Raw genomic sequence first — 18,694 nt, forward strand, 5'->3', positions numbered from 1 at the left:
AAGATAAGGATATTAACACTTGCATATAATTGCTTAATTTTACCAAATTATATTTTAATTGTAAAATTCATTCAGTGGGAAGTAAAAATAAATTAAAACGCTTTAAAGAAAACGAAACGTTTGCAAATGTATTTCAGCCATCAAGAGATGAGTTGGTTGCTAATCAATATGAATTAAAAGGGAATTGGAACACCTCTTTTTTTAAGAATAACAACCCTTTGGTTTTGGAATTAGGATGTGGTAAAGGTGAATATAGTGTCGCGTTAGCTAAAAAATTCCCAAACAAAAACTTTATCGGAATCGATATTAAAGGAGCTCGTTTCTGGAGAGGCGCCAAAACGGCTCTCGAAGAAAACCTTCCTAATGTCGCTTTTTTACGAACCCAAATTGAATTAATTGATTATGCTTTTGCTGAAGGTGAAGTGGATGAGATTTGGATTACTTTTCCAGATCCTCAAATAAAATATAAACGTACCAAGCATAGAATGACCAATTCTGACTTTTTAAAACGTTACAAAACCGTTTTAAAACCAGATGGTGTTATGAATTTGAAAACAGATAGCGAATTCATGCATGGTTATACACTTGGATTGCTTCATGGTGCTGGACACGAAGTGCTTTACGCCAATCATAATGTGTATAAACAAGAAGGTAGTCCAGAGGAAGTAACTAGTATTCAGACGTATTATGAAAGTCAATATTTAGAACAAAACAAACCAATTACGTATATTCGGTTTAAAATTAAATAAACCTTGAGTTTAACAGCCATTTTTTTTATTGCGATGCTTGTCGCTTTTTTATCAGCAGTGCCTCCTGGGTTGTTGAATATGACTGCAGCAAAAATTAGCTTAAAAGAAGGTTCTACAAGAGGTGTTATGTTTTCTCTTGGTGCTTCTTTAGTTTTCATGTGTCAAACGCTTATTGCTACCGTTTTTGCTAGGTATCTAAGTATGCATCCAGATGTTATTGATATTTTACAACAAGTCGCCTTTGTCATCTTTGTGTTAATTACAATCTATTTTTTATTGATAGCCAAAAAAGAAAACAAACCAGAAAAAGACTTGGAGACCAAAAGCAAACGAAGTCGTTTTTTTCAAGGATTATTTTTGTCAAGTATTAATATGTTTCCTATTCCCTTTCAAGCTTATATGACTATTACTTTTGCTTCTTTTGGCTGGCTAATGTTAGATAAAGTTGGAATCGCAACGTACGTTTCAGGAGCTGCTATAGGATCTTTTATTAACTTATATGTGTATATTTTCTTTTTCGATAAAATTAAAAAGACTAAAGAAACTTCGCAAAAAAAGATGAATTATATCATTGGTATAATTACTGGAATTATTTCTATTATTACTTTAATAAGCATCCTTAGAAAATATTATTAATACTTTAATATGCAGAAAGAAACGCTTAATTTTTTCGAAAAAGTTTATCAAGTAGCCAAGCTAATACCTTACGGTCGTGTTACAAGTTATGGAGCTATTGCAAAGTATCTAGGTGCAGCAAAAAGCGCTAGAATGGTTGGTTATGCCATGAATGGCTCGCATAATAAAGAGGTGCCTGCACATCGTGTAGTAAATAGAAAAGGGTTACTTACTGGAAAGCATCATTTTGAAGGAACGAACTTGATGCAACAGCTACTAGAAAGCGAAGGGATTAAGGTTAAAGACTTACAAATTCAAGACTTTAACAAGATTTTTTGGGATCCTGCAAATGAATTGTAACTAGTTGTAAATTATTTGAAATTTGAAAATAATTATAAATATTACAATCAATAACAAAACTAAATTCAAGCATCAATCATTTCAATTAATCTATTTCAAATTCTAAACATTTCGCTGTATATTTGCTGTTTAGAATTAATCTTAATAAAAAATCAAAAAATAGCGTCTAATCTAAAGACTCTATTTTATATAGTCTTACATAAATAATGAAACTAAATAAACAAGACATACTTAAAGCACTTGAAACCATTTCAGCTCCTGGTGAAGGTAAAAATATGGTAGAAAGTGGCGCTGTAAATAATGTCGTAACTTTCGCCGATGAGGTAATTGTAGATATTACCATAAATAATCCTAGTTTACAAGCCAAAAAGAAAACCGAAGTCGAGATCTTGCAAACCATACACAAATTGGTGTATGAAAAGGCTAAAATAACAGTTAATGTAAAAGTAGACACACCTACAAAATCTGCGCCTAATGTTATAAAAGGGAAAAGTATTCCTGGTATTCAAAATATCATTGCAGTGGCTTCTGGAAAAGGAGGTGTTGGTAAATCTACTGTAACTTCTAATTTGGCAGTTACCTTAGCGAAAATGGGTTTTAAAGTGGGTATTTTAGATGCAGATATATATGGACCTTCTATTCCAATTATGTTTCAAGTGGAAAACGAAAAGCCATTGGCTGTAAACATCGAAGGAAAATCTAAAATGAAACCAGTAGAAAATTATGGAGTTAAAATTTTATCCATAGGCTTTTTTACTCAACCAGATCAAGCTGTTGTATGGAGAGGTCCTATGGCAGCAAAAGCTCTAAATCAAATGATTTTCGATGCTCATTGGGGAGAATTAGACTTTATGTTAATCGATTTGCCTCCAGGAACTGGAGACATCCATTTAAGCATTATGCAGTCTTTACCTATTACAGGATCTGTAATAGTTAGTACACCACAAAATGTAGCTTTAGCAGACGCTAAAAAAGGTGTTGCTATGTTCCAGCAAGAAAGTATCAATGTGCCTGTTTTAGGGATTATTGAAAACATGGCCTATTTTACACCAGAAGAATTGCCAGAAAACAAGTATTATATTTTCGGAAAAGAAGGTGCTAAACATTTAGCGGAAGATTTAAAGGTGCCATTTTTGGGTGAATTACCGTTGGTACAAAGTATTCGAGAAGCTGGAGATATTGGTAGACCAGCTGCTTTACAAATAGCAACTCCATTAGAAGAAGCTTTTGAAACATTAACACAACATGTGGTTCAAGAAGTGGTAAAACGAAATACAGATTTACCACCAACGGAAGCCATTAAAATTACAACTATGGCTGGATGTTCAGCAATAAAAAAATAAATTTAATTCCTATTTACTCTTGAGTTTCATTAAATACAGTTGAACAAAGAGGGTTAAGGAGAGGCAAAATAAGGTTATGACTACAGAAGAATTAAGAATCAATATTGAAAAAGCGCTTGACGAGATTCGTCCGTTTTTACAAAGTGATGGAGGCGATATTTCATTGCTATCCATAGAAAATGATACTCTTGTAAAAGTACAGTTAGAAGGAGCATGTGTGGGCTGTAGTGTCAACCAAATGACACTAAAATCTGGTGTAGAAATGACCATTAAAAAATACGCGCCTCAAATTGAACAAGTTATTAATGTGGAAGCTTAATAAGTTAAAAAGCTTGAATGTGATTTTTGTCACATTTATTTCATAAAGTAAATAATAACTTTGTCTCTTGAAATTTACAATTCATGATTAAAACAGATATACTTATTATTGGAGCTGGTCCAACTGGCTTATTTACCGTTTTTGAGGCTGGACTTTTAAAATTAAAATGCCACCTAATTGATGCCTTGCCACAACCTGGAGGACAATGCTCAGAGCTTTATCCTAAAAAACCTATCTATGATATTCCTGGTTTTCCAGAAATCTTAGCAGACGATTTAACTAAAAATCTCTTGGAACAATGTAAGCAATTTGAACCGGGTTTCACCCTTGGGGAACGTGCTGAAACTATTGAAAAACAAGAAGATGGAAGTTTTATTGTAACAACAAATAAAGGAACGAAACATCAAGCGCCAGTAGTTGCTATAGCAGGTGGCTTAGGAAGCTTCGAACCTCGAAAACCTTTAATTGATAACATTGCAAGTTTTGAGGATAAAGGAGTTGAGTACATGATTAAAGACCCAGAAATTTACAGAAACAAACGTGTTGTTATTGCTGGTGGTGGAGACTCAGCCTTAGATTGGAGTATCTTTTTAAGCGATGTTGCAAGTGAAGTAACTTTAATTCATAGAAGGAATGAATTTCGCGGCCATTTAGATTCTGTTGAAAAAGTTCAAGAATTAAAAAATAAAGGAAAAATAAATTTGGTAACACCTGCAGAGGTCATTAATATTGTAGGACATCATAAAGTGGAAGCTGTGGTTGTTAGTCAGGCTGAGCATATTGAAAGAGAATTTGAAATAGATTGTGATCATTTTATCCCATTATTCGGATTGTCTCCAAAACTTGGACCTATAGCTAATTGGGGTCTTGAAATTGAAAAGAATGCTATTAAGGTAAATAATGCCCTAGACTATCAAACCAATATTCCTGGAATTTTTGCCATTGGAGATGTCAATACGTATCCCGGGAAATTAAAATTGATTTTATGTGGTTTTCATGAAGCCACATTGATGTGCCAAGCAGCTTATCAAATTATTAATCCAGGAAAAAAATATGTAATGAAGTACACCACTGTAAGTGGCGTTGATGGTTTTGATGGTACAAGAAAAGAAGCGCCAAAAGCTGTTGTTAAAGCTATTAACTAATATTATAGCAACTTTTTCCATGGAACAAGACATAAATATAAAAATTACAGATAGAGAAGGCGTAACTCATAACATAGTTGCACCTACAGATATGGCTATGAATTTAATGGAAGTGGTTCGTAGTTACGAGCTGGCTCCAGAAGGAACCATAGGAATCTGTGGAGGGATGGCAATGTGTGCTTCATGTCAATGTTATGTTTTAAGCAACACTGAATTGCCAGAAATGCAAGACGATGAAGAAGCTATGCTTAGCGAAGCATTTTATGTTAAAGATAATTCACGTTTAGGTTGTCAGATTCAGATGACTCCAGAGATGGAAGGTTTGGAAGTTGAGCTTGCTCCTGAAAGTTAATGATTTTTGATTTTAACTTGGTTAACTAATGAAAAGAAAACTCATTACCTTTGTTGACAAGATGAATAATTAGAAATATAATTTTTATGTATAAACAAAGGAGAATTAAAGTATGAATATAACAATAGAAAACATACTGTTAATTGGTTCTCTTTTACTTTTTATAAGCATAATTGCTGGTAAATCTTCCTACAGATTTGGTGTTCCAACTTTATTACTTTTTTTGGGTATTGGTATGTTGGCAGGAACAGACGGCATTGGAGGAATTTACTTTAACAATCCTAAAATTGCACAGTTCATTGGTATTGTTTCACTTAATTTTATTTTATTTTCTGGAGGACTCGATACTCATTGGAAAACAGTTAAACCTATTCTCAAAGAAGGCCTAGTATTATCTACTATAGGTGTTCTATTCACAGCTATATCCTTAGGAACATTTGTTTGGGCAGTTACCGATTTTACCATATACGAAAGTATGCTATTGGGCTCCATTGTCTCCTCTACAGATGCAGCTGCCGTGTTTTCAATTTTACGATCTAAGAGTTTGTCGCTCAAAAAAAATATTAGACCTACATTAGAGTTAGAAAGTGGAAGTAACGATCCTATGGCCTATGTGTTAACTATTGCGTTTTTAACTTTAGTAGTGAACCAAGATCAAAATCTCACTTCCATAATCCCCTTGTTTTTTCAACAGATGTTTGTAGGAGCTATTTTAGGTTTTGTTTTTGGAAAGCTTAGTAAACTAATCATTAATAAAATTAAACTTGGTATTGAAGGACTTTATCCTGTATTGGTTATCGCTCTTATGTTTATTACATTCTCTGCAACAGATTTTCTAGGAGGAAATGGTTTTCTTGCTATTTATATTTGTGCAGTTTACTTAGGAAATCAAGATCTAATACATAAGAAAACCATATTGAAAATGTTTGATGGCTTGGCTTGGCTCATGCAAATAGTTTTATTCTTAACTTTAGGATTACTTGTGTTTCCTTCCCAAATCATTCCATATATGGGAATTGGTCTTCTTATCTCTTTGTTCCTAATTTTGATAGCCAGACCAATAGCTGTGTTTCTAAGTCTCATGTTTTTTAAAATGAAATTAAGACGACGTTTTTACATTTCATGGGTTGGTTTGCGTGGCGCCGTACCAATTGTTTTTGCCACTTATCCACTTTTAGCAGGAATTGATAAAGCAAATATTATTTTCAATATTGTATTTTTTATTTCTGTAACTTCTGTCCTTATTCAAGGTACAACCTTATCTATTGTTGCAAAATGGTTACGTGTTGCTATGCCAGAAGAGAAAAAACGAATTACAGAAATAGATAAGCTTATATTAAATACTCCTAAAACAATTTTAAAGGAAATTGACATTTCACCTAATGCGTATGCCATCAATAAGCGAATTGTAGACTTAAATTTTCCTAGTTCTACTTTTATCGCAATGATAAAGAGAAACGGAGAATTTATCCGTCCAGGTGGTTCAACTGAAATTAAACTCAATGACGTTTTGGTGGTGCTTGCAGATAATCAAAAAGATTTAGCTAAAGTTAACGATTGTCTTATCATGCCAGATATTACAATTTAATTTTTTAAGAAATGAGAAAACGATTTATCTTACTTATTGACTTTTCGGAATATTCTAATAATCTGATAAAGTATGCTTCTGATTGGAGCAAAGAAGCAAACGCTGAAATTCTTTTGGTTCATCAAACTATTGTGTTGTCTCCTACACTTGCCGATAGCGATGCTAAATTACAGATTGCTAAGGATGCTAATAATGTAGCGTTTCAAAAATTAAAAGCACTTGCAAATAAATTTATTCCAGAAACAATTCATGTTTCATATTCAGTTTCAGAACACTCTTTCCAAAGTGTATTATCTAAGCTATTAGCCGAATCCTTTGAAAACTTAATTTTTGTTGGATTGAAAGGCACTGGGATGCTTAAAAAAATATTTCTTGGAAGCGTGGCTCTTCAAATTATTAGTAGTACAAATAATGTTATTGTTGCAATGCCTAATGAAATTGATAGGTATTCGCATGAAAAAATATTTATTGCTGTAAATAAAAAGAAGCCATTAAATATGTTGGAGTTGAACAACTTTCTTAAATTTATAGATAATCAAAACACCAACATTACATTTTTCTATTTGGCTAACCTAGACGAAGAAACAATTAGTATAGAAAATCAGTTACGCGAATTATCAGAAAAGTTTGCAGACAGATTTAACACGGATTTTGCTATTTATGAAGGACAAAATAGACTAGATGATATTAAGAAGGTCATCAACAATAAAATTGATGAAATTCTGATAGTTCAAAAAGGTTCACGGCTATTAACTAATCAGGTTTTAGAAGATTCTTAATTAATGATTTAGTTTATGAGGGACAAACACCTTTAATAGTTTTGCCTTAAAGATTGATTTTAAAACTATAGAATTGCGCTTTCTATAATAAGAACAAAAGGGTAGTCTTTTTGTTTACTCCGTTTTATAATCTATTAATTTTCTTGGACCTTCTAGTAGAACTCTTACTATTTGTAAAGTGCCACTTTCAGTAGTGTCAATATACCATTTGATTAAGGAGATTTCACCTTTTTCAATTTCTATACCAGTTATACTTCTAGGGTGTACGCAACTCCCATCATTAAAATAGGCTATCTCGCCAGGGTTTGGGAAGCGTGGTCTATGCGTATGACCAGTTATGGTAATTAAATTATCATTTTCAATAATCCATTTCTTTGTTTTACGTTCTATTTTAATGAGCTCTTTATAGTTTTTTGCTGGACTTGTTGGGTCTGCAATTCCCATCACATTTAAAGGTTTCCATAAAACACGAACCATAAAACGGCTCAATTTCCAGAAGGTATAATTCCACCAATCTGCTTGATGACCATGAGTTAAGAATAATTTTTGCTGGGTTTTCTTATGCTTTAAAATAATGCCTTCATGGTATTTAATATTACAAAAAAGATCTACATCTTTTTCTAATTTTGGATCGAAATAAGTCGATAAATTCTTTTCTAAATAATCAGGGTTTTGATATACCATATCATGATTACCCCATATTAAATGAAGTCTTTCTTGTTCGTGAAACAACTTCATTTGTAAATAAATATTTTTATGGGCTTCAAAAAGTGGTTTAAAGGAAATGTTTTCCCAGAGTTCGTCTCCATCGCCTAATTCACAATACTGAAATCCTTCAGCATAATAGTGTTTTAATGCATGAAAATAGATGTTTCGGTTGTTGGCAAAATCGTCGGCAAAGCTGTTGTCACCTCGATGGCAATCGCTGAATAAAATGAATTTACTAGAATCATCAAAGTTGATGATTTTAGCATTTTTGTAAGCCCTATCTAACCGTTTTTTACTTGAAAGCATAAAGTAAATGTAAGTAAAAAAGCATAAAAAAAACTCAATTTTTACATTGAGCTTTTTTGCTACTAAATAATTAAGGGGAGGTAATTATTCAACAATAATTTTTTTAGTAATTTGTCCGTTGTCTGTAAATATTTTTACAAGATAGATTCCAGCTTGTAAGTGGTTGACATTAATTTTAGGACTGTCTGCAACTTGTTTTACCTTCTTTCCTAAAATATCATAAATTTCTACCTGTTGAATTTTATAAGTTGTTGCAATATGTATATAGTCTGACGTTGGATTTGGATACACCGAAATAGATCCACCCTCTAACACTTGACTAGGAACAGAAAGTGTTTCTAAATTAAAGCTTTCCAGTCCTGGAATATTTCCAGTATATAAGTTTAAAGTTCCATTACCATTTCCTGGGCCATCAATATCCGAATTATAAAAACTCTCGAAGATATTTCCTGCTTGCACATTTAGGTCATGATCGTTTGGCATAATAAACAGGGTTTCAGCTCCTGGATTTGTTACTTCAAAGCTCACTAAGTCTATTGGCACTCCAGCCGTATGCTGTAAGATAGTTTGTCCTGGTGGCATGTTAAATTGAAAGACATCTATATCAAATCCAACATATCCTAAACCAGCTATAAAGGCTGCATCATAATCGTATAAATCAAATGTTCTGCTAGGAAAAAAACTTACCAGATTGGTAATATGCGATGGTCCTGCTGGCAGAACAAGTGTAAAACCAACATCTGATACATCTGTATTAGCATTAGGGCCATATTCGTCTGAATTGAAATCTGGAGTAGCAATCATTTTAAACTGATTTCCCGATAGATGAACAATTCCAAATTGATAGCTTTGAGCCATGATAAATAGACTAGAAAATAATAATAGAATAACTGTAATATATGTTTTCATAAGATTTATTTTTTGTGTCAATATTTAATATTTTTTGTTAATCTTCAGGTACATAACTGTTAATGGTAAATGCCGGTGAGTTAAATCCATTTCCAGGATGAGACAGAATATTGTCTTTAACAATATTCCCATCGTTATTGGCGCCAGAGAATTTTCCGTTACCATCCATATTTAAATCATAATTTAAATATCCAGACGATGTAAATGTCGCCGAGTTAAAGCCGTTAGCAGGATCGTCAAGGACGCCATCTTTTATGGCATTGGCATCATTATTAGAGCCAGAAAATTTAATTTGACTATCACCACCAACATCACCAGTCCATAAAGCAAAGGTTCCGTTCATGTTAACTAAAGCATTCGCACCTAAAACAGTCGTGCTTCCATTCATATAATTTTGTGTCTGATTAAGCGGGAAAGGTTGCTTAAGACTTGTTATTACGCCAACATGATTACGGTGTTTTAGCACCACATTATAATGTTTGGCCTGTTGTGAAAATACTAATGGGCTCACACCATCTGGAGCGACTATATCGCCATCACGTTGTAAAAGAGCCGATTGCCCTTCTATGATTATGGTGTTATCTGTATCGTCACGTAACTCTACCCAAACCCAATCCACAATGGCATCTGTGCCAATTGTACTAAAAGGTGTGCCAATTACTGTAGCGTTATCTGCGTAAGGCGACGTTGTTGGTAAATAGCCATTGGCGCGTAAATCATCACGCATAAAAGCTTCTTCACCAAGTCGTGGGTTTAAAAATGCCCCTTGTAAATAGGCCTTGGCTTCTATAACCACCTCACCACAATTGGTGCTAAATTGGGTTTGATAATCTTTAAAAAAAATGCTCGGTAAAATATTATCATTATTCCAATTATCTGCTATGGATTGATTATCTACAGTCACACACGTAAGACCTGGGTTGGTATTAACACGTAAGACACTAAAAAACAAATTATTACCATTTGCAAGATTTAAAACTGTTAAAGAGTTATTATCACATCCTAAAACTGACAAAGCAGTATTTGTAGATACATCCAACTCTGTCAAATTATTATAGCCACAACCTAAATTTGTCAATGCTATATTTTCAGATACATTTAATTCTGTTAAATTATTAAAATCACAAATTAAATTTGTCAAAGCCGTATTATTACTCACATCTAACTCAGTTAAATTATTTAAAGAACACATTAAGTCATTTAATGCTGTAAACCCTTCTATGCCAGTAAGATCTGAAATGCTTAAATTTCCAACATTTAAACTTGTTACTGTATTAATTCTATTATTAAGTACAAAACCATCGTTAGCAATACCATTTCCCATACTTGTTGGGTCGCCTAGAGGTACAACCGTTCCTGAAGCATCATGTGTTTCTAAATAGTTTTCAAAATTATCATCTGGCACATAGGTGCTGATTGCAGGATTTCTATAGGCAGAAATTTTAAAGGTTCCTGTTTCATTATTTTGCCAAGACCAAGCCCTAAAATATATAAGGTCATTAGGTGTTTGTCCAGTTAAAGTTATCATTGAAAAGAAATCGCCTCCACCAACATCTATATCATCATTACAAGCCATTTGGACAAGGCTTCCAGGAACACCAGAGTAAAGCGCTAATCCAGTATCTGTAATGGAGCCATCATTAACTTCAGTTTCTATAATAACACTACCATCATCTGGAATGCTAACCGCATACCAAACATCATCACCATTATATTCAGCTGAATCAAAACCACCACCACAAGCTGTAGGCAAAGGTATAGAAGGGTCTATAAGCTCAGACGCTGTAGCAATGGTATTATCACCAATTTGAACTTGATCTTCAAAATCATGACCTACATTTAAGGTATAGGCTTTTTCAGGAATGTCATTAAAGTTACAATCGATGCTGAAATAGGATTGCGAGTCGAAAAAGAAATTACCAGTAGCCCAATTTGTGTTCGAAAAAGAAACATCATCTACTTCTATACAATGCAGATTGGTATTGTTACTTACATTAACATGAGTCATGTTTGTATTATTGCTATTTGCAAGATTTAAAGCCGATAAGTTGTTATTATAACAGTGTAACTGTGTTAGATTAATGTTTTCAGAAACATCTAAGCTTGTTATATTGGTGCTGTGACAAACTAAATAAGATAAAGCAGTATGTTGAGAAACATCTAAATTGGAGATGGGGTTGCTACTACAGTCTATTTGAATTAAGGCAAGGTTAATGGAAACATCTAAATCCTCGAGATTATTATCATAACAATATAAACTTTCTAATAGTAGGTTGTTAGAAAGGTTTAAGTTTAAGAGACTATTGTCGGTACAGTTTAAATTTATTAAAGCTGTATTAGAAGACAAATTTAAATTTTCGAGATTATTATTATAACATTCTAGAGTAGTTAATGAACTAAAATCTTCTATTCCAGTTAAATCTGAAATATTTTTATTATTTACGTATAGAACTGTAACCGTATTTATATTAGCAGTAGGCACATAATTATCAAGAGGTCCGACGTCGTAAGTTAAATCAATTAGTGCTTGCTCAAAATTATCATCTGGGACATAGGTGCCACAATCTTCACTAAAAGAAGAAGCAGGATCTATATTAGTCCAATTTGTTGTTGAATAAGCTGCATCATCTACTTTTATACAGCTTAAATTAGGGTTGCTATGACTTCTAAAATCAACAAAGTTTGTATTATTACCATTAGCGACGTTTAAATAACTAAGTTGATTGCCAAAACACCCTAGGTTATTTAAAACGACATTATTGGTTAGATCTAGAAACTCCAAATTATTACTGCTACAATCTAAATAAGTTAGACTAACATTGTTACTTACATCTAACTCACTAATATTAATTCCTTGAATATCTAAAGTTTCTAAAGCGCTATTATTAGTTACATTTAAAGTTCCAAAGTTATTAAATGAAAGCCATAAATATTTTAATTCTAAATTATGACTAAGGTTTAAGTTTGTTATGTTATTGAGACGAATGTCAAGTGTTTCTAAATTAATATTAGTATCAACATTTATAGCAGTTAATGAATTTAGTGTTAAATGAAGATCTGTTAGATTAATATTATTCGATACGTTAATGGTTGTTAGATTATTTTCGTCACATTCTAAAACCGTTAATGCTGTAAAATCTTCTATACCTGTAAGGTCTGATATGCCTAGGACACTAACATTTAAATGTGTAACCGTATCAATTTTTGAAGTAGGCACAAAATTATCATTAACTGTACCATTTCCCATACTTGTTGGGTCGCCTAGAGGTACGACAGCTCCAGAAGCATCATGCGTTTCTAGGTAGTTTTCAAAATTATCATCTGGGACATAAGTGTCATTAGCGTAAGCAGAAATTTGAAAGTCACCAAAGTTGTTGTTATTGAATTCCCAGACTCTTACAATGTAAGGACTACCAGGGTTTAATCCGCCTATTTCAATTTTAGAAAAGAAATCTGAACCACTTTTATCATCATTACAAGCAATGAGGTTATTAGATGTGTCATAAATAGCGATGGCTGTATCTGTCACATCAGAACCAGGAACGGCAGCAGTTTCTATGGTTATGGTTCCGTTATTAGAAGCCCAAGATTCAAACCATAAATCACCACCAAAATAACCACCATTATCAATGGTGCCACATCCTGTTGGAATATCTAAATTGGTCCAATCATTAATTTCAGAAGCTGTTGCTCCTGTATTATTAGCAGTAATAGGATCATCTGAAAATTGCTCACCAGGTACTATTAAATTAAGTGGTCCTATAAAATTATCATTTTCATTATAACCTGCAAACGTAATAGACCAAGAGTTAAGTGTACCTGTATCAAATTCATAAGCATCACAAACGGTTAAAGTCCATTCACTATTAGGGCTTAAGCCATTAAATGTACTTAAACTATTTTCAGGTAAAAATCCAGCTCTATATGGTGCTACACCAGCTGTAATACTTGTATTCGAGCCATCAGTAAAAACGGTGTTTGTATAATTGTCTCCATTATCTGTTGCATCAGGGTTAACTAAAACGACTGAAGTTCCAGAATTTACATGCGTTAGTGTTAATGAGATATCACCAATATAGGTATGTGTTATATCGATATCGATATGTGCCAGATTTGATGACGTTGCACCTGTAACTGTGGTTGAAAACGTATTAGGTGTAGTCGCACAATTGTTGTCAGTTATTGGCCCTGTTGTCCCATTAAAAGTTTGAGAAAATGAAAATATAGTTGTGAAGAACACTACAAAAATTGTGGAAATGTAATTTTTGGTCATTGTTAGTTGGTTTTAAAACTTGATATATATCTAGTTTATAACACCAATAGGTAGCTTAGTAGAAAAGGCAACTATAAAATCAAAAAAAAAGGAAAATAATTGTAAATAAATAAATATTTGGTTGATTAATAGCTTGACTAATTTAATAAAAAAAAATCGATAGATGCTTAAAAATTAATTAATTATAGATTTTTTCTCTGAGATTGGTGTTTTGAAAGTTGATAAATAAAACTCATTGATTTAGAATAAAACAGAAAATCTTGTTGATTTTCTAAAGGAATATTAACAAAAAAATGCCTCTCTTAATTGAGACGCATTTTTATAAATTATATTTTACATAGATTCCCTCAGAGTGAGATAATCAAATAAGTTTAAGGCTCTAAAGACTCTATTTAAAAGCGTTTAAACCAGTAACATCAAATCCGGTAATTAAAAGGTGAATATCATGAGTTCCTTCGTAAGTAATTACACTTTCTAGGTTCATAGAGTGACGCATTATACTGTATTCCCCAGTTATTCCCATACCTCCTAACATTTGTCTTGCTTCTCTAGCGATATTAATTGCCATATCCACATTGTTACGTTTTGCCATAGATATTTGTGCTGAGGTTGCTGTACCATTTTCACGCATCACACCAAGTCTCCATGCCAATAATTGAGCTTTGGTGATTTCTGTAATCATTTCAGCTAATTTTTTTTGTTGCAATTGGAATTGACCAATTGGTTTTCCAAACTGGATACGTTCTTTACTATATCTTAAAGCTGTATCGTAACAATCCATTGCTGCTCCAATAGCTCCCCAAGCAATACCATATCTAGCAGAATCTAAACATCCCAGTGGTGCGCCTAATCCAGATTTGTTTGGTAATAAGTTTTCTTTTGGGATTTTTACATTATCAAAAATAAGTTCTCCGGTTGCAGATGCTCTTAAAGACCATTTATTATGTGTTTCTGGCGTTGTAAAACCTTCCATACCTCGTTCTACAATTAATCCGTGAATTCGGCCTTCTTCATTTTTAGCCCAAACTACAGCTATCTGGCAAAATGGTGCATTGGAAATCCACATTTTAGCACCATTTAAAAGATAATGGTCTCCCATATCTTTAAAGTTTGTGGTCATACCACCAGGATTTGAGCCATGATCTGGTTCTGTTAATCCAAAAGAGCCTATCCATTCTCCAGATGCTAGTTTTGGCAAGTATTTATTACGTTGTTCTTCGTTTCCATATTTCCAGATAGGATACATGACTAAAGACGATTGTACCGAAGCTGTACTTCTAACGCCAGAATCTCCACGTTCAATTTCTTGCATGATGAGGCCATAAGAAATCTGATCTAATCCTGCTCCTCCATATTCGTGTGGGATGTAAGGTCCAAAAGCTCCAATTTCAGCCAAACCATTAATGATTTGTTTTGGAAATTCGGCTTTTTGAGCATATTCTTCTATTATAGGAGATACGTCGCGTTTAACCCATTCTCGGGCTGCATCACGTACTAATTTATGTTCGTCAGTTAATAGTTCGTCTAGATTGTAGTAATCAGGAGCTTCAAATAAATCAGGCTTCATTTTTAAATCTTTTTGTTAGAAAAGCAAATGTAACAATTTGTTACATCTTAAGATAAAAATCTTTTGTCAAATTTATATAGTCTGAAGTGTATTGATGTCTTGAAGTTTCAATAATAAGTTGCTTGATGGTTGTCTTAGTTTTATAGAATGAAAACTCGATAAGACTACGTTTTGTATCTGAAGAAGGTGAGCCTTTTATGTGTAGAATTCTAATTGGAAATAAGTTGGCTTTTGAAGCCAAACTCAAAAAACGTTTTTCTTCTTTAAACGGAATAACAGCTGTAAAAACGCCATCTTCCATTAATAATTTTGAAACACTATCAATTAAATGTTCAAAAGGCATGGCATCGGTAAAACGAGCTAAATTACGTTGGTTGTCATCTGTTTTGTAGTCTTCAGAATAATAAGGTGGATTGGAAATAATTAGATCGTATTTGTCCTCTATTTCATCAGTGAATTCTTGAAGTGAAGCGTGATAACAAAAGAGTCTATCGCTCCAAGGCGCATTTTCGAAATTATCGACACATTGCTCGTAAGCTTCATCATCTATTTCAAGTGCATCAATAATCTCTGCATCACTTCGTTGGGCTAACATTAAAGCAAGAACACCTGTTCCAGAACCAATATCTAAAATGGAAAAAGGTTTTTTTTCTATCGACGTCCATGCTCCAAGCAAGACACCATCTGTTCCAATTTTCATGGCACATTTGTCTTGATTTATTGAGAATTGTTTGAATTTGAATGGCTTATTCATAATGTATTGTTTTGTCATTCAGATGAAGAAATCACTGAAGAATCTAGTTTGTAATCTTATAGATTCCTCACTTTTGTTTAGAATGAAAAAAACTATTCTTCTAGGTATAAATCAATCAGTCCTACAGGAGTTTTAACAAAAACGGTTTTGTTAGGTCTATCTATTTTGTCTATAAACTCGTCATTCATCGGAATTAAAATTTCCACCCCATCTTTTTCAATTTCAAAAAGAGCCTGTGCTGTAGAGTCGTTAATGGACACAATATCCCCAACAGAGCCATAATTAATATCTTCAACTTTGAATCCAATAACTTCGTGAAAATAAAATTTGTTCCCTTCTAGTTTTGGTAAAAATTCTAAAGGTAAATATATATCGCATTTCATTAAGGCATCTGCATCAGCTTCCGTATCTACATCTTCAAAACGCACTCGTAATAAATCAGATTTATGTAATTGTGAAGACTCGATAAAGAAAGGCACTAAGTTGTTACGTAAATCGACAAACATGGCGTCTAAGTTTTCATATAAATCTGGTTCATCTGTATCTAGTTTTATTAAAAGTTCTCCTTTAAAACTATATTTAGACACTATTTTTCCTAAATAAAAACAATCTTCCTTTTTCATCGAAATTTTGATTTTTGTTTCCAAAACAACGGAAACCTTTGTATTAATCTTAAATTTATAAGATTCTCACTGTTGTGAGAATTATTACATAAAACGTTACTGAGTTTTAAATAATAAAAAACCCAGACTATTATAGTCTGGGTTCAAAAGTATAAAAAAATTATTTTTATTCTTCTTCGTTTGAAGCTTCTTCTGAAGTAGCTGCTGCTTCAGTTGTTTCTTCAACAACCTCTTCTACAACCTCTTCTTCTGGAGCTGCAGCAGCAATACGTGCTTCATTTACAGCTTTTTCAGCTTCTAATGCTTTAGCTTTAGCATCTGCATTAGCTTTTGCTAATCCTTCTACTTTGGCACCAACTTTACCAGACTTCTCTTCTAACCAAGCATTAAATTTAGCTTCTGCTTGCTCTTCAGTTAAAGCTCCTTTTCTTACACCACCTACTAGATGATTTTTAAGTAAAGCGCCTTTGTATGATAAAATATTTTTGGCAGTATCAGTTGGTTGTGCACCATTCTGTAGCCATTTAACAGCACTATCAACATCTAATTCAATAGTTGCTGGGTTTGTGTTTGGATTGTAAGCACCTAATTTTTCTAAGTATTTACCATCTCTTTTCGATCTTGCATCTGCTGCAATAATCCAGTAATAAGGTTTTCCTTTTTTACCGTGTCTTTGTAATCTAATTTTAACTGACATAAAAATTAATTAGTGAGGTTCGCGACCTCTATTATTAATAAGTGTGCAAAGATACTATATTTTTTTAAATTTCAACTTTTTATATAAAAACTAATTGTTTGCTTTTTTTATTATATTTTTGAGTTCTTATTATAAATATGAATATTGATTATGAAAAAATTATTTGTACTTACATTAACCTTGTTGACAGTTTTAAGTTGCGGTGATGATATAGAGTTTAATTCACCTGCAATGCAAGGGAAAAAAGATGGTGCAAACTGGAAAGCGCTTTCTTATTCTGCCGATATAGATTATGGTGGTTTTATTATTGAAGGAATAGATAATTTTGGAACAGTTCAATTAATAACGAGTAGCGACTCTCGTGGTACTTTTGAATTAGGCGAAGGAAATAGCAGTGAAGCCATTTATATTGATGATCAAGGATTGGTTTATTCAACAGCTAATAATCCAGATCCAAGTATTTCTTTATATCCAGCAGATGGACAAATAGTTGTAGATGATATAGACAATGGAGATCCAAAATCGATTTTAGGTACGTTTTGGTTTAATGCTTATACTGAAGATGGATTACAAGTCGTAAATTTTAGTAAAGGGATATTTTATAAAGTGCCATTATTAGGTGGTTTGGTTTCAAACGGAAGTAACTGTTTAGAAGCAACGCAGGACGCAAACATTGCTGGACAAAACTATGCAGCTACAAACCCTACTATGCCAGAATATACAGATCTATGTAATGCTTATAAAGTAGCCTTAACGGCCCAGATAACTGCCTGTGGAGATGATACAGGTGGTTTACAAGCCATCATAGATTCTTTAGGAGATTGTATTCCATAATCTTATACTATTAAAAAAATTAACATAAGCGACCTCTAGGGTCGCTTTTTTGTTAATATATCCTAAAGTTTCTTAAGTTTCTCGCTGTATACTTGGTTATAGCCTATATAACTGTTATATTAAAATAGATGTGAAACAATAGGCATCTATAAAAAAATTATTGAAATTTAAATGCAAAAGACACATGAAGTACACAGAAGAAATTTCAAACAAGTTAAACGAATTATTAGAAAAGAATTATGATGCAGAAAAAGGCTATATCAATGCCATAAATAACGTGGAAAATTCTGATTTAAAAATGTTTTTTAAGCGAAGAGCTACAGAGCGTAGTGAATTTGCAAAAGAATTAAGAACAGAAATCTTACAATATGGTGAAATTCCAACAGACTCAGGTAGTTTTAAAGGAACGATGCACCGAAATTGGATGACACTAAAATCTACTTTCACATCAAACGATGAAGAGGCTATCTTAGAAGAGGCCATTAAAGGTGAAAAAGCAAGTTTGGAGGAATATAACGAGATTCTAAAAGAAAGAAACTTACCCCCAAGTATCGACTCGTTGTTGATAAAACATAAGAATGCTATTCAAGCAGCCATCAATACTGAAAAAGTGCATGAAGAATTAGTGTCTTAATAGACCCAAAATTGATAATGAAAACGCAACTCGAAAGGGTTGCGTTTTTTTGTTTATAACTGTTTATAATTTTCTTTCCTGAAAGCGATAATTATCTGTATTTTTAAAAACTTTTCTTCTAAAGAAAATCAACCATAAT

The 18,694-nt window shown here is 32.9% G+C and carries 18 protein-coding genes; 11 read left to right on the forward strand and 7 right to left on the reverse strand.

Features of this window, described 5'->3' with window-relative positions:
* Positions 1-74 precede the first annotated feature (74 nt).
* The 9 genes from trmB (at position 75) to ACI5KZ_RS07895 (ending at position 7,250) form a co-directional block, all read left to right on the forward strand.
* Positions 75-749 carry a tRNA (guanosine(46)-N7)-methyltransferase TrmB gene (trmB, locus tag ACI5KZ_RS07855; protein ID WP_109308425.1) on the forward strand — a complete coding sequence of 225 codons (675 nt, stop codon included), beginning with the start codon at positions 75-77 and terminating at the stop codon, positions 747-749.
* A 3-nt stretch (positions 750-752) separates the two neighbouring features.
* Complete coding sequence (locus ACI5KZ_RS07860; protein WP_109308426.1) at positions 753-1,385, forward strand: LysE family transporter; 633 nt, start codon at positions 753-755, stop codon at positions 1,383-1,385.
* 9 nt (positions 1,386-1,394) lie between these two features.
* Positions 1,395-1,724, forward strand: a complete 330-nt coding sequence (locus ACI5KZ_RS07865; RefSeq protein ID WP_109308427.1) for an MGMT family protein — start codon at positions 1,395-1,397, stop codon at positions 1,722-1,724.
* 206 nt (positions 1,725-1,930) lie between these two features.
* Positions 1,931-3,067, forward strand: coding sequence for a P-loop NTPase (locus ACI5KZ_RS07870; RefSeq protein ID WP_406847367.1), 1,137 nt, complete (start codon positions 1,931-1,933; stop codon positions 3,065-3,067).
* Between the two features lie 76 nt (positions 3,068-3,143).
* Complete coding sequence (locus ACI5KZ_RS07875) at positions 3,144-3,386, forward strand: NifU family protein (protein WP_109308429.1); 243 nt, start codon at positions 3,144-3,146, stop codon at positions 3,384-3,386.
* Between the two features lie 83 nt (positions 3,387-3,469).
* On the forward strand, positions 3,470-4,531 hold the full coding sequence (locus ACI5KZ_RS07880) for an NAD(P)/FAD-dependent oxidoreductase (protein ID WP_109308430.1): 1,062 nt from the start codon (positions 3,470-3,472) through the stop codon (positions 4,529-4,531).
* 19 nt (positions 4,532-4,550) lie between these two features.
* Positions 4,551-4,883 carry a 2Fe-2S iron-sulfur cluster-binding protein gene (locus tag ACI5KZ_RS07885; RefSeq protein WP_109308725.1) on the forward strand — a complete coding sequence of 111 codons (333 nt, stop codon included), beginning with the start codon at positions 4,551-4,553 and terminating at the stop codon, positions 4,881-4,883.
* A gap of 112 nt (positions 4,884-4,995) precedes the next feature.
* On the forward strand, positions 4,996-6,471 hold the full coding sequence (locus ACI5KZ_RS07890) for a potassium/proton antiporter (RefSeq protein ID WP_109308431.1): 1,476 nt from the start codon (positions 4,996-4,998) through the stop codon (positions 6,469-6,471).
* 11 nt (positions 6,472-6,482) lie between these two features.
* Positions 6,483-7,250 carry a universal stress protein gene (locus ACI5KZ_RS07895; protein WP_406847368.1) on the forward strand — a complete coding sequence of 256 codons (768 nt, stop codon included), beginning with the start codon at positions 6,483-6,485 and terminating at the stop codon, positions 7,248-7,250.
* A gap of 114 nt (positions 7,251-7,364) precedes the next feature.
* Here ACI5KZ_RS07895 and ACI5KZ_RS07900 read toward each other — a convergent pair whose 3' ends face one another.
* From ACI5KZ_RS07900 to ACI5KZ_RS07930, 7 genes are all read right to left on the reverse strand, one after another.
* Positions 7,365-8,264, reverse strand: a complete 900-nt coding sequence (locus ACI5KZ_RS07900; protein ID WP_109308433.1) for a metallophosphoesterase family protein — start codon at positions 8,262-8,264, stop codon at positions 7,365-7,367.
* An 84-nt stretch (positions 8,265-8,348) separates the two neighbouring features.
* Positions 8,349-9,173 (reverse strand): T9SS type A sorting domain-containing protein, encoded by an 825-nt coding sequence (locus ACI5KZ_RS07905; RefSeq protein ID WP_406847369.1) that lies wholly within the window; start codon positions 9,171-9,173, stop codon positions 8,349-8,351.
* A gap of 37 nt (positions 9,174-9,210) precedes the next feature.
* Positions 9,211-13,446: a proprotein convertase P-domain-containing protein gene (locus ACI5KZ_RS07910; protein WP_406847370.1), complete on the reverse strand. Its 4,236-nt coding sequence runs from the start codon at positions 13,444-13,446 to the stop codon at positions 9,211-9,213.
* 388 nt (positions 13,447-13,834) lie between these two features.
* Positions 13,835-15,013: an acyl-CoA dehydrogenase family protein gene (locus ACI5KZ_RS07915; RefSeq protein WP_109308436.1), complete on the reverse strand. Its 1,179-nt coding sequence runs from the start codon at positions 15,011-15,013 to the stop codon at positions 13,835-13,837.
* A 40-nt stretch (positions 15,014-15,053) separates the two neighbouring features.
* Positions 15,054-15,767 (reverse strand): tRNA1(Val) (adenine(37)-N6)-methyltransferase, encoded by a 714-nt coding sequence (locus ACI5KZ_RS07920; protein WP_109308726.1) that lies wholly within the window; start codon positions 15,765-15,767, stop codon positions 15,054-15,056.
* 92 nt (positions 15,768-15,859) lie between these two features.
* Positions 15,860-16,390: a ribosome maturation factor RimM gene (gene rimM / locus ACI5KZ_RS07925; protein ID WP_406847371.1), complete on the reverse strand. Its 531-nt coding sequence runs from the start codon at positions 16,388-16,390 to the stop codon at positions 15,860-15,862.
* 166 nt (positions 16,391-16,556) lie between these two features.
* The gene (locus ACI5KZ_RS07930) at positions 16,557-17,087 is read right to left on the reverse strand and encodes a 30S ribosomal protein S16 (protein ID WP_109308438.1); all 531 of its coding nucleotides are present in this window, start codon (positions 17,085-17,087) and stop codon (positions 16,557-16,559) included.
* Between the two features lie 150 nt (positions 17,088-17,237).
* Between ACI5KZ_RS07930 and ACI5KZ_RS07935 the strand changes: the two genes are divergently transcribed.
* Entirely contained in the window at positions 17,238-17,921 is a 684-nt protein-coding gene (locus ACI5KZ_RS07935) for a DUF6252 family protein (protein ID WP_109308439.1), read from the forward strand.
* Positions 17,922-18,105: 184 nt separating this feature from the next.
* Positions 18,106-18,555: a PA2169 family four-helix-bundle protein gene (locus ACI5KZ_RS07940; RefSeq protein ID WP_406847372.1), complete on the forward strand. Its 450-nt coding sequence runs from the start codon at positions 18,106-18,108 to the stop codon at positions 18,553-18,555.
* Positions 18,556-18,694 lie beyond the last annotated feature (139 nt).

Source organism: Xanthomarina sp. GH4-25 (genome assembly GCF_045363175.1).
GTDB lineage: Bacteria > Bacteroidota > Bacteroidia > Flavobacteriales > Flavobacteriaceae > Xanthomarina.